We start from the raw sequence: 12,001 nt of genomic DNA on the forward strand, positions 1-12,001 counted from the left end.
CATGAGCAATTAAAGAAAGAGGGGGGAACAACGCTTCCATTCTCTACCCAATTCCCCTACGGCGACAGGGGGCGTGTAGATAATATTTTTTTATCGTCAAGGTGTTACCTGTGCTGCAAAATGGGCGGAAAAACGCCGTAAAACGCGTATTCGGCGATTTACTGAGCGACCGGGATTTTACCTCGGGGGCGGGCTACGGTTATATTGAATGCGGGGAAGTGCGGTTCTGAGGCGCTATTGGCAAAATAAAGTCATGGCATCAGATCGGCGCCGGAGAATTATCCACGCGGCTTCCCAATAAATACTTCTTATCGAACCGTTTTGACTGCGGGGGAAATGATGTTCGGCTATCGCTCTGCATCGCCAAAAGTACGTCTTACAACCGACCGGATGGTGGTCCGTTTAGTGAATGAACGGGATGCCTACCGTCTGGCGGATTATTATGCCGAGAACCGAGCCTTTCTCAAACCCTGGGAGCCGGTGCGCGACGAAAGCCACTGTTATCCTTCCGGCTGGCAGGCGCGTCTGGGCATGATCACCGAAATGCAAAAGCAGGGCAGCGCCTACTATTTTATCCTGCTCGATCCAGAAGAGCAGGAAGTGCGCGGCGTGGCGAACTTCAGCAACGTGCTGCGCGGTTCGTTTCATGCCTGTTTCCTCGGCTATTCGCTGGGGGAAAAATGGCAGGGGCAAGGGCTGATGTTCGAAGCCTTGCAGTCCGCCATCCGCTATATGCTGCGCCAACAGCGCATGCACCGCATCATGGCCAACTATATGCCACACAACCAGCGCAGCGGCGCATTGCTGACGCGTCTGGGATTCGAACGCGAAGGTTACGCCAAGGATTACCTGCTGATCGACGGCCAGTGGCAAGACCACGTTTTGACGGCATACACCAATAAAGAGTGGCTACCCCCACGTTGAGGCCAAACGATGAAATATGAATTGAACGCCAGAGAGGCTCGGGTTATCGGCTGCCTGTTGGAAAAACAGGTCACGACACCGGATCAATACCCGCTTTCGCTGAATGCCATTACGCTGGCATGCAATCAAAAAACCAACCGCGAACCGGTAATGGACCTCAGCGAAAGCGAAGTGCAGCAACTGCTCGATCTGTTGCTGCGCAAACATTTCCTGCGCACCCTCAGCGGGTTCGGCAACCGGGTGGTGAAGTACGAACAGCGGTTTTGCAACTCCGAGTTCGGCCAGCTGAAACTCTCGCCTGCCGAACTGGCGGTGATCGCCACCTTGCTGTTGCGCGGCGCGCAAACGCCGGGCGAGTTGCGCACCCGCACCAATCGGATGCACGAGTTCAGCGATGTCAGCGAGGTCGAACAGGTGCTGCAGCAACTGGCCACGCGCGAAGATGGCCCGTTCGTGGTGCGCCTGGCGCGTGAGCCGGGCAAGCGCGAAAGCCGGTTCATGCATCTGTTCAGCGGCCAGATTGATGAAGCGCCGCCGGCGGCGTTCGACGCTGAGGACGACGGCGAACTGAGCGCCAGAGTCAGCGCATTGGAAAGCGAAGTGGCGGAGCTGAAACGGCAGTTGCAACAGCTGTTGGCGAGGGATGCGAATGACTAAATTGCGTGTAGGCGTGGTGGGGTTGGGCAGTATCGCGCAGAAGGCGTATCTGCCAATCCTCGGCCAGGCGGCGGATTGGACGCTGGTGGGCGGTTTTTCGCCCAATCAGCAAAAAGCCCAGCCGCTGTGCGACAGCTACCGTATGGCCTGTTTCTCCCGCCTGGACAGCCTGGCCGAACAGTGCGATGCGGTCTTTGTTCACAGCAGCACCGCGAGCCATTTTTCGGTGATAGGCGAGCTGCTGAACCGCGGCGTGCACGTTTACGTCGATAAACCGCTGGCGGAGACGCTGGAGCAGGGTGAGCAGTTGCTCGAGTTGGCCGAGCGGCGAGGCAAAACGCTGATGGTGGGGTTCAACCGCCGTTTCGCGCCGCTTTACCGGCAGCTCAAACAGCAAATGAACCAGCCGGCCTCCATTCGCATGGATAAACATCGGGCGGACAGCGTCGGCCCGCACGATCTGCGTTTTACCCTGTTGGATGATTACCTGCACGTGGTGGACACTGCGCTGTGGCTGGCGGGCGGGCGGGAGCAACTGCTGAGCGGCAGCCTGCGCGCCAACGCCGCCGGTGAAATGCTGTACGCCGAGCATCACTTCGCCTGCGGCGACACGCAGGTGACGACCAGTATGCATCGCCGCGGCGGCAGCCAGCGCGAAAGCGTGCAGGCGGTGACCGACGGCGCGCGGTATCAGTTGACCGATATGCGCCACTGGCTGCGTGAAGATGCGCAGGGCGAGTTGGAGCAGCCGGTGCCGGGCTGGCAAAGCACGCTGGTGCAACGCGGCTTCGACGGGGCGGTGCGGCATTTCCTTGATGCCGTCGCCAATCAGAGCGCGCCGGAAACCGGCGGCGAACAGGCGCTGGCCGCCCAGCGGGTGGTCGAGCGTTTGCTGCGGGATAACTCTATGTAACATATGGCGGTAGCTATTCTTTTCCGGATGCGTAAACTGAGCCGATTGTTTCACTGACGCCTGCTGTTGCAGGCGTTGATATTTACGGTACCTATCAGACAACCACATGAACCTACTCAAATCCTTGGCTGCCGTCAGCTCGATGACGATGTTTTCGCGGGTGTTGGGCTTTGCCCGCGATGCGATCGTCGCGCGCGTGTTCGGGGCCGGCATGGCAACGGACGCCTTTTTCGTGGCGTTCAAACTCCCGAATCTGTTACGCCGTATCTTTGCCGAAGGGGCGTTTTCGCAGGCCTTCGTGCCGATCCTGGCCGAATACAAGAGCCAGCAGGGTGAAGAGGCGACGCGCACTTTTATTGCCTATGTCTCCGGGCTGCTGACGCTGGTGCTGGCGGTGGTGACGGTGCTGGGGATGCTGGCCGCCCCTTGGGTTATTTACATTACTGCGCCGGGCTTTACCGATACGCCCGACAAGTTTGCCCTGACGTCGGCGCTGCTGCGCATCACCTTCCCCTATATTTTGTTGATCTCACTGGCGTCGCTGGTGGGGGCGATCCTCAATACCTGGAACCGCTTCTCGATCCCGGCTTTTGCGCCAACGCTGCTTAACGTCAGCATGATCGGTTTCGCGCTGTTCGCCGCCCCGTATTTCAACCCGCCGGTGCTGGCGCTGGCCTGGGCGGTGGTGGTGGGCGGCGTGCTGCAGCTGGGTTATCAGCTGCCGCATCTGCGCAAGATAGGCATGCTGGTGCTGCCGCGCCTCAAGCTGGGCGATGCCGGGGTCTGGCGAGTGATGCGCCAGATGGGGCCGGCGATCCTCGGGGTGTCGGTCAGCCAAATCTCGCTGATCATCAACACCATTTTCGCTTCGTTCCTGGTGTCCGGCTCGGTGTCCTGGATGTACTACGCCGACCGCCTGATGGAGTTTCCCTCCGGCGTGCTGGGCGTGGCGCTGGGCACCATCCTGCTGCCGTCGCTGGCCAAAAGCTTCTCGAGCGGCAACCATGACGAGTACTCGCGCCTGATGGATTGGGGGCTGCGTCTGTGCTTCCTGCTGGCGTTGCCGAGCGCCATCGCGCTCGGCATTTTGGCCAAGCCATTGACCGTTTCGCTGTTCCAGTACGGCAAGTTCAGCGCCTTTGACGCGGCGATGACGCAACGCGCGCTGGTGGCTTACTCGGTTGGGCTGATGGGGTTGATCGTGGTTAAAGTGCTGGCGCCGGGCTTCTATTCGCGGCAGGACATTAAAACGCCGGTCAAGATCGCCATCATCACGCTGATTATGACGCAGGTGATGAACCTGGCGTTTATTGGCCCGCTGAAGCATGCCGGCCTGGCGCTGTCGATCGGTTTGGCGGCCTGCCTGAACGCCTCGCTGTTGTATTGGCAGCTGCGCAAGCAGAAGATCTTCCAGCCGCAGCCGGGTTGGGCGCTGTTCCTTACCAAGCTGGTGATCGCCGTGCTGGTGATGTCGGCGGTGCTGATTGGCGTGATGTGGCTGATGCCGGCCTGGGATCAGGGCAATATGCTGGAACGTTTGCTGCGTTTGGCTGCGGTGGTGGTGGCCGGTGTGGTGGCCTACTTTGGCGTGCTGGTAGGGTTGGGCTTCCGCCCGCGCGACTTTGCGCGCCGCGCCGCCTGAGCCGAAAGCAAGAACAAAAAAGGTCGCCGAGGCGACCTTTTTGCTTTCCGCGCGGTGCGGTTTACATGCGTTCAACGGTTTCGATGCCCAGCGTATCCAGACCGGTTTTCAGCGTTTTCGAGGTCAGCAGCGCCAGCTTCAGGCGGCTCTGACGCGCTTCTTCGCTGTCGGCGTTCAGGATTTGGCAGTGCTCGTAGAAACCGGAGAACAAGCCGGCCAGATCGTACAGGTAACTGCACATGACGTGAGGCGTGCCTTCACGCGCGACGGTGGTGAGTACCTCTTCGAACTGCAGCAGGCGGGTAGCCAGCGCAATTTCACGCTCTTCGGTCAGCGTCAGCGGCAGCGTCAGGCTGCTTTCGTCGATCCCGGCGCGCTTGAATACCGATGCCACGCGGGTATAGGCGTATTGCATATAAGGCGCGGTATTGCCTTCGAAGGCCAGCATGTTATCCCAGTCGAAGACATAGTCGGTGGTGCGGCTTTTCGACAGATCGGCGTATTTCACCGCGCCGATGCCGACCACGCGGGCCACGGTCTTCATTTCGTCTTGCGGCATGTCCGGGTTTTTGCCGGCGATCAGCTGTTCGGCGCGTTCGATAGCCTCATCCAGCAGATCGGAGAGCTTCACCGTACCGCCCGAGCGGGTTTTGAACGGCTTGCCGTCTTTGCCCAGCATCATGCCGAACATGTGGTGTTCCAGCGAGACGGAGTCCGGCACGTAACCGGCCTTGCGCACGATGGTCCAGGCCTGCATCAGGTGCTGATGCTGACGGGAGTCGATGTAATACAGCACGCGATTGGCGCCCAGGGTTTCGTAGCGGTACTTGGCGCAGGCGATATCGGTGGTGGTGTAGAGATAGCCGCCATCCTTTTTCTGGATGATGACGCCCATCGGATCGCCGTCCTTGTTCTGGTATTCGTCGAGGAACACCACGGTGGCGCCTTCGCTTTCCACCGCCAGCCCTTTGGCTTTCAGATCGGCGACGATGCCCGGCAGCATCGCGTTATACAGGCTTTCGCCCATCACGTCGTCTTCGGTCAGCGTGACGTTCAGGCGGTTATAGGTCAGCTGGTTTTGCGCCATGGTGATGTCGACCAGCTTGCGCCACATTTTCAGGCAGTACTGATCGCCGCCCTGCAGCTTGACGACGTAAGCGCGCGCGCGCTCGGCGAACTCGGCGTCTTCGTCGTAATGCTTCTTGGCTTCGCGATAGAACTGTTCCAAATCGGACAGGCCCATGTCGCTGGCGTTTTCGTTCTGCATTTTTTCCAGGTAGGCAATCAGCATGCCGAACTGGGTGCCCCAGTCGCCGACGTGGTTGGCACGGATCACTTTATGGCCCAGAAACTCCTGGGTACGCGCCGCGGCGTCGCCGATGATGGTGGAGCGCAGATGGCCGACGTGCATCTCTTTCGCCACGTTCGGCGCGGAGTAGTCGATAACGATGGTTTGCGGCTCAACCGGCGCAATGCCCAGTTTCGGTGCTTTCAGCACCTGGTCGGCCTGGCGGGCGACCCAGTCGCTGTTCAGGAAAATGTTGATAAAGCCGGGACCGGCGATTTCCACTTTACCGGCGACGTCGCCGAGATCCAGCAGTTGCACCACTTTTTCCGCCAGCTGCCGGGGCGGCATGCCCAGCTTTTTGGCGACGGACATCACGCCGTTGGCCTGGTAATCACCAAACTGCGCCTTGGCGGAAGGGCGGACCTGCGCTTCGCAATCGGCTGGCGCGCCAGCGGCGATCAGCGCCTGGCTGACTTTATCTGAAAGAAGAACCTGAATATTCACCGGGTTACCTTAATGACGAACGAGGGGCTGAAGCCAGCCCCTGTGGGATTCAACGGTGGCGGGCGCGATGGGCGACCGCCACAAAACAGCCTGCAATTGTAACCGATCTGACGGAGTCCGTCAGCAGTTGGCGCGGCCGCTGCGATGAAACAGTTGTCGGGTGCGGCGCGTTGATTGCCGGAAGGTGAAAAGCAGAATGAGCTGAACAGAATGTACGGAGGGGAGAGTTGCGAAGCTAGCGCTTCTTATTGCGGCGACCGGCATCCAGCGTGTTGACGCTGCGTGATTTGAAATGACGGTAGATGGCGTATACGGCGATAATTATCAACACCAAGGATATCGTCAGCAATAACATAATGATCATCTCGAATTTAAATTTCCTCCAAAGTAGCCGAGTTGTCTTGGTGAATCAATTGTCTGGGGTTAAATTAAGATAATCCTTAGCTTTTAATCAATTAATGCGTTTTATTTTCTTTTTTTACAATGGTTTGTGATTGCGGATTTGTGCGACATTGATAAGTGAGTCGTTTTGATTAAACCCAGCGATTCAATCGGCTTGACCAATGGCCTGCAGAGGATTTTGTGCAAAATAACTTAAATCATAGCGTCATAAAGAAAAGGTATAATGTCTTGCGAAAAATCTTATTTTTTATTTTTCCGTTGATTTAATAAGCTGTCACCTTAATAAAAATCCGGCTTTTATTCTCCGTGCTCGCAACCAAAAATCATGCTGAACTGCCGCCGAAAAACCTCGCAACGCTGGCGAGCGCTGTCGCCAGCGTGTAAATTACGGCGTTTAACTTTGCGCCCCGTTGTTTTGAGGTTCCTATGACCACTCCCTTGCAGGCCATTGCCGAGCTTGACGATCTGAAGCTCGACCTGCCGCGTTTCGAACAGGCGTTGCACCAATTTGCCGCCAAATTGCGGCTTGATCTGTCCGCGTTTACCGCCGATCACATCTCTCTGCGCTGTCACCAGAACGCCACCGCCGAGCGCTGGCGCCAGGGGCTGATGCAGTGCGGGACACTGCTGTCCGAATCGATGATCAACGGGCGACCTATCTGTCTGTTCGATTTGTCTCAGCCACTGGCCGTTGGGCCGTGGCGGATAGACTGCATCGAACTGCCGTATCCGGGGGAGAAACGCTATCCGCACGAAGGCTGGGAACACGTCGAATTAGTGCTCAGTGGCGATCCGCAGACGCTGTACGCCCGGGCGTTGAGCCACCTGGCCGATGAAGCGTTGCTGGCGCCGGGGATCAAGCTGAAGCAAAGCTCGCCAAAAGGCGAGGGCGAACGGCTGCCGAACCCGACGCTGGCCATCACCGACGGAACGGTCACGATCAAGTTTCATCCTTATTCCATTCGAGACATCGTCGCCAGCGAACAAGGTTAGCCAGGCAGTGCCGCACAGGCTCGCGCCATGCGATCGAGCGCTTCATCGAGCAGGGCCCATCGGCAACCAAAGTTAAGCCGCACAAAGCGCCGATCGCCAAAGTCCAAACCGGCGCTTAGCCCAACGCCCGCACGTTCGAAGAACTGATGCGGGTTATCCACCGGCAACGCGCTGCAGTCTATCCAGGCCAGGTAAGTGGCCTCGACAGGCAGCAACGTCAAACCCGGCATGGCGTTGATACGCTTTATCAGCCGATCGCGATTGGCGCGCAGATAAATCAACTGCTCATCCAGCCAGGGTTGCCCGTATTGATAAGCCGCCTGCGCCGCCACCAGCGCCAACAGATTGACCTCCGGCACGATACCGCTGCGCGCGCGTTTCAGCTTTTGTCGCAGCGCTTCGTTGGGAACGATCGCCAGTGAAGCGCCCAGTCCGGCGAGATTAAACGTTTTTGACGGCGACATCAGCGTCACGCTGCGTTGGGCCGCATCGTCATTCAGGGTGGCGAAAGGGGTATGCCGCACGCCGGGTTCAAGCAGCAGCTCGCAGTGGATTTCATCGGAACAGACGATTAAATCGTGCTCACGAGCGAACTGATGGTGCTGCAACAGCTCATCCCGGCGATAAACGGTGCCACCGGGATTCTGCGGGTTGCACAGCAACAGGAGTTTCTCGTTGCCACTCAGCCGATCATGCAGCGAGGAAAAATCCAGCACCCAGCGTTGGCCGGTCGCCTTCAGCGGCACCGCGAGATGCTCGCGCCCGGCGAATTTGGCCGCTTTGCGAAACGGCGGATAAATGGGAGAGGGGGCCAGCGTGCTCTGATGTCCTTCGGTGCAGGCGCGCACGCACAAATTCAGGCCGCACACCAGCCCAGGCAGGAAAATGATCCATTCAGGCTTGATGTGCCAGCCGTAGCGCTCTACCATGCGGCGGGTAAAAACCTCAATAAGATCAGGGGATGGGTGAGTGTAGCCGAATACGCCGTGCGCCACGCGCCGCTGCAAGGCTTCGATCACCGCCGGCGGTGAGGTGAAATCGCTGTCGGCGACCCAAAGCGGGATGATGTCGCGGTCGCGATATTTATCCCACTTAACGCTGTCACTGTGACTGCGGTCTACCCATTGATCAAAATTGAATGCCATAGTTACAACCCTGAGCCGGTTTATGCCTATGCATGAGCCTACGTGAGAAATGAAGAAATGAACAATTGCCGCCGTATGTTGGCCGTTATCTGGGGGTGACAATGATAAAATTGGAAGTTTGTTGCTTTAGCGTCGACTGCGCGCTGACGGCCGAACGGGCGGGCGCCGATCGTATCGAGTTGTGCGCCAGCCAGAGCGAGGGGGGATTGACGCCGAGCTATGGCACGCTGCGTCTGGCGCGCGAGCGGGTTTCGATCCCGGTGCATCCGATCGTTCGCCCTCGCGGTGGCGATTTCTGCTACGGCGCGGTGGATTTCGAGGTGATCAAACAGGATCTTCGCCAGATCCGCGAGATGGGGTTCCCCGGCGTAGTGGTCGGCATGCTGGACGAAGAAGGGCACATCGATCTGCCGCGCATGCGCGAAGTGATGAGGCTGTGCGAGGGCATGGCGGTGACGTTCCATCGCGCGTTCGATATGTGCCAGAACCCGATGGTGGCGTTGGAGCAACTGAGCGAGCTGGGCGTGGCGCGCATTCTGACCTCCGGCCAGCAGCAGAGCGCCGAGCTGGGCCTGCCGTTGCTGCGCGATTTGCGCCAGGCCAGTCAGGGCCCGGTAATCATGGCGGGTGCCGGCGTGCGCCTCAGCAATCTGCACAAGTTTGTCGATATTGGTCTGCATGAACTGCACAGCTCTTCCGGTCACCTGGTGCCGTCGACCATGCGTTACCGCAAGGCGGGCGTCACCATGTGTTCTGATAACGAGTTTGACGAATTTAGCCATTATTGCGTGGATGGCGAAATGGTGGAGGCGATGAAAAACGCGCTGGCCTTGGTTGATCCCCTGGCGCAAAGCGCATAAACACGCAGCTAACCGCGTTTGACAACCGGTTTCCGGGCCGTAAGACCCCTTTGCGTGTCACTGAGCCCTCGGCGATCACGCAAGTACCAGGCCCCGGCGTTTTGCCGGGGCTTTTTTTATGTCTTGCGAAGACGCGGTGCCCGTTTCACGCTGTTTCTCTGTCGCACTGCCCCCCATCTCTTCTTGCGCTCATCATGCCCTGCTGATAAGTTTGTGAGTTAAAATCCTTTAAATATCATAATATTAAATGATTTTTTGGTATGCATTTTCGTGGTGAATGATTTGCGCTCTGCCGCTCATCGCCACGTCTGCATTTTCATACCCGTTCATCGCCGGCCTATGGCCGGAACATCACAGCATTAATGAGGAGAGCCGTCGATGCAGCCGCGAAGCGCGTTGGCGGCGGACTTAACAAGGAGATAACGATAATGACCCGAACGGCACACTGTTTGACCGCTGCGCTTTTGCTGACCTTGACCCTGAGCGGCTGCCAGACCGCCAAGCGGCCTGTTTCTACATTAAGTAAGCCGCCCAGCGCAGAAGACATTGCGGAACAAGACAAGCGGCAGCGTGAAGCCGAGCGTATACAGCAGTGCCAGCGCGAGTTGGATGCCATGCGCGGCATGGATAACGAAAAATACCAAAAATTCAAACGTGAATTCGATACCTTGATGGGCGGCGCCGCGCAGTATGCCGGGGTACGCCAGCGGGTCAACACGGGCACGCAGGAAACCGTCGACGCCCTGTATCGTTATCGCACCAGCCGTCTGTGCGCAGACATCAGTTCTGCCATGATGACCGGCCTGGCTGAGCGCGGAGAGCGCGCCCAATGACCCCTCGTGCGAGAAAGGCATTACTGAGCCTGATGATACCGCTGGCGTTTGCGCCAGCGATGGCCGCAGCGGATGACGATGTGCCGGCATTACTGCAGTTCGCCGAGCGCTACCAGCGGCAGGACGCATCGGCAGCTGACGCCGCGGTTACTCCCTCCCGGGAAACCCAAAAGCCGGCGCCCCGGCCGGTTCAACCGCGTGAAACGAGCTCGCAGCGAAAGCAACTGGCGCAGTTGCAAAAGACGCTGCGCGAGAAAGAGGCTCGATTGGAGCAGCAGCAAACCGCTATTCAATCACTGCAGCAGGAGCTGACCGCGTTGCGGGTTGCGTCGTCCCTGACGGCTGCCGATAAACCGACAGCTGCTCCCGATCTGAGCGCGTTGAGCGACTTCGCCAGCGGCGTGCGACGGGCGCTGAACCTGACGCCGCAGGAGCGCAAGGCTCAGGCGCAGATCGCCGAGGCGCAGGCAGCGTTAGCGCAGGAAAAACAACAAACCGAGGAGCGCGATCGGCGTATCGCCTTGCTTGAACAACGGCTGGCGGCGTTGCCTGAACAGGCGGATAGCGCCTGGCAGGAGAAACTGACGGCGGCGCAGACCGCCAACGATAAAGCGCGCCAGCGTTATGAGCAGGACAAACAAGCGGCCGCCGCTGAGCTGGCGCAACAGAAGGCGGAAGCCGCCAAGGCACTGGGCGCATTGCAACAGCAACTGACGCAACTGCAAAAAGAGCAGGAGGATCAACGGCAACAGGATGGGCAGCAAGAGAAAAGCCTGAAGACCGCGCTGGCGCAACAGAAGGCGGAAGCCGCCAAGGCGACGGGCGAACTTCAGCAGCAGCTGGCACTGCGGCAGAAAGAGCTGGATGAACAACGCCAACAGGCCGAGCGGCAAGAGAAAAGCCTGAAAACGGCACTGGAACAGCAAAAGGCCGAAGCCGCCAAGGCGACGGGTGAACTTCAGCAACAGCTGGCGCAGCTACAGGAAAAAAACAAGACGCAAACCGAGCAGGCGAAGGCATTGGCGCAGCGGCTGGCAACGGCGGTGGCGGAAAGCGAAAAATCAACGCTGCAACTGGCGAAAACGACGGAGCAGGCGAAAAAAAACGCATTGGCGCTAGCGGACGCCAACCAAACGCAGCAGGCATTGCGTGAGGAGCTGGATGGGCTGCGCTCTCGCGCCAAATGGCTGCCGGATGCGCAGGCGCTCGAGAAAAAGCCGGCGCAACAGAGCTATGCTGCCGGTGTCGCTTTGGGGCGCGATATTCAAACGATGCTGGCGGAGCGTAAAAATTGGGGCATCAATCCCGATAAAACCGTGCTGCTGGCGGGCGTGATCGATACCTTCAACGGCCATTACCAGTTAAGCGATGCGCAGTTGACCCGCGCGCTGGCGGAGTCGGAAAAAGCGGTGAACGACGCCCGGAACCAGGCAGCGAAGGTGCAAACCAGCAAGGGCGAGGCGTTCGTCACCGAGTTTAAAAAGAAAAAGGGCACGCAGAAGTCGCCTTCCGGTTTCTGGTATCGCATCGAGTATGCGGGTGATGAAGCCATTAAGGAAAACGCGCGGGTGGACATCGTGGTGAAGGAAAGTTTAACCGACGGCAGCGTGATTCAGGATATGGATCGCAGTGGGAAGGTGATGTCACAGCCGCTCTCTGCCTATCCGCCGTTGTTCCGCGAGGCGATCGGCCATCTGAAAAATCATGGTTCGCTGACGATGGTGGTGCCGCCGGCGTTGGCGTACGGTGAAACGGGCTATGCGCCGCAGATCCCGCCGAACGCGACCATGGTGTATGAGCTGCGGATTGTCGATGTCAACAACGGGTAACGTCGGGCCGG

The 12,001-nt window shown here is 58.6% G+C and carries 10 protein-coding genes; 8 read left to right on the top strand and 2 right to left on the bottom strand.

The window, feature by feature from the left end; genetic code table 11:
* The first annotated feature begins 339 nt into the window (after positions 1 to 339).
* From rimJ to murJ, 4 genes are all read left to right on the top strand, one after another.
* Positions 340 to 924, top strand: a complete 585-nt coding sequence (rimJ, locus tag ACJ8HN_RS04090) for a ribosomal protein S5-alanine N-acetyltransferase (protein ID WP_033638511.1) — start codon at positions 340 to 342, stop codon at positions 922 to 924.
* 9 nt (positions 925 to 933) lie between these two features.
* Complete coding sequence (locus ACJ8HN_RS04095) at positions 934 to 1,581, top strand: YceH family protein (protein ID WP_033647660.1); 648 nt, start codon at positions 934 to 936, stop codon at positions 1,579 to 1,581.
* Positions 1,574 to 2,494 (top strand): Gfo/Idh/MocA family protein, encoded by a 921-nt coding sequence (locus tag ACJ8HN_RS04100; protein WP_308885827.1) that lies wholly within the window; start codon positions 1,574 to 1,576, stop codon positions 2,492 to 2,494. Before ACJ8HN_RS04095 ends, ACJ8HN_RS04100 begins: the two co-directional genes overlap by 8 nt.
* 106 nt (positions 2,495 to 2,600) lie before the next feature.
* Positions 2,601 to 4,136, top strand: coding sequence for a murein biosynthesis integral membrane protein MurJ (gene murJ / locus ACJ8HN_RS04105; protein ID WP_033654412.1), 1,536 nt, complete (start codon positions 2,601 to 2,603; stop codon positions 4,134 to 4,136).
* A gap of 61 nt (positions 4,137 to 4,197) precedes the next feature.
* On the opposite strand, the gene argS is transcribed toward murJ, so the two are convergent.
* On the bottom strand, positions 4,198 to 5,928 hold the full coding sequence (gene argS, locus ACJ8HN_RS04110) for an arginine--tRNA ligase (protein ID WP_060706631.1): 1,731 nt from the start codon (positions 5,926 to 5,928) through the stop codon (positions 4,198 to 4,200).
* Positions 5,929 to 6,756: 828 nt separating this feature from the next.
* Here argS and ACJ8HN_RS04115 point away from each other — a divergent pair.
* A complete protein-coding gene (locus ACJ8HN_RS04115) occupies positions 6,757 to 7,323 on the top strand; it encodes a VOC family protein (protein ID WP_033647652.1) in 567 nt (188 codons plus the stop codon).
* Here the strand turns inward: ACJ8HN_RS04115 and ACJ8HN_RS04120 are convergent.
* On the bottom strand, positions 7,320 to 8,468 hold the full coding sequence (locus ACJ8HN_RS04120) for a MalY/PatB family protein (RefSeq protein ID WP_103829590.1): 1,149 nt from the start codon (positions 8,466 to 8,468) through the stop codon (positions 7,320 to 7,322). The genes ACJ8HN_RS04115 and ACJ8HN_RS04120 overlap by 4 nt on opposite strands.
* Positions 8,469 to 8,569: 101 nt before the next feature.
* Between ACJ8HN_RS04120 and cutC the strand changes: the two genes are divergently transcribed.
* The 3 genes from cutC to ACJ8HN_RS04135 all read left to right on the top strand — a co-directional run bounded on the left by cutC (position 8,570) and on the right by ACJ8HN_RS04135 (position 11,990).
* Positions 8,570 to 9,328, top strand: a complete 759-nt coding sequence (gene cutC / locus ACJ8HN_RS04125) for a copper homeostasis protein CutC (RefSeq protein WP_033634860.1) — start codon at positions 8,570 to 8,572, stop codon at positions 9,326 to 9,328.
* A gap of 428 nt (positions 9,329 to 9,756) precedes the next feature.
* Positions 9,757 to 10,161, top strand: a complete 405-nt coding sequence (locus ACJ8HN_RS04130; protein ID WP_033654407.1) for a hypothetical protein — start codon at positions 9,757 to 9,759, stop codon at positions 10,159 to 10,161.
* Complete coding sequence (locus ACJ8HN_RS04135) at positions 10,158 to 11,990, top strand: FKBP-type peptidyl-prolyl cis-trans isomerase N-terminal domain-containing protein (RefSeq protein WP_432500708.1); 1,833 nt, start codon at positions 10,158 to 10,160, stop codon at positions 11,988 to 11,990. The genes ACJ8HN_RS04130 and ACJ8HN_RS04135 overlap by 4 nt, the downstream gene beginning before the upstream one ends.
* The last annotated feature ends 11 nt before the right edge of the window (positions 11,991 to 12,001 follow it).

It is taken from the genome of Serratia sp. CY29653 (assembly GCF_052169255.1).
Taxonomy (GTDB): Bacteria; Pseudomonadota; Gammaproteobacteria; order Enterobacterales; family Enterobacteriaceae; genus Serratia; species Serratia sarumanii.

Coding starts and splice junctions, on each gene's coding strand:
- rimJ (WP_033638511.1), top strand. CDS start 340: ATGTTCGGCTATCGCTCTGCATCGCCAAAAGTACGTCTTACAACCGAC.
- ACJ8HN_RS04130 (WP_033654407.1), top strand. CDS start 9,757: ATGACCCGAACGGCACACTGTTTGACCGCTGCGCTTTTGCTGACCTTG.
- murJ (WP_033654412.1), top strand. CDS start 2,601: ATGAACCTACTCAAATCCTTGGCTGCCGTCAGCTCGATGACGATGTTT.
- ACJ8HN_RS04135 (WP_432500708.1), top strand. CDS start 10,158: ATGACCCCTCGTGCGAGAAAGGCATTACTGAGCCTGATGATACCGCTG.
- ACJ8HN_RS04115 (WP_033647652.1), top strand. CDS start 6,757: ATGACCACTCCCTTGCAGGCCATTGCCGAGCTTGACGATCTGAAGCTC.
- ACJ8HN_RS04095 (WP_033647660.1), top strand. CDS start 934: ATGAAATATGAATTGAACGCCAGAGAGGCTCGGGTTATCGGCTGCCTG.
- cutC (WP_033634860.1), top strand. CDS start 8,570: ATGATAAAATTGGAAGTTTGTTGCTTTAGCGTCGACTGCGCGCTGACG.
- ACJ8HN_RS04100 (WP_308885827.1), top strand. CDS start 1,574: ATGACTAAATTGCGTGTAGGCGTGGTGGGGTTGGGCAGTATCGCGCAG.
- ACJ8HN_RS04120 (WP_103829590.1), bottom strand. CDS start 8,468: ATGGCATTCAATTTTGATCAATGGGTAGACCGCAGTCACAGTGACAGC.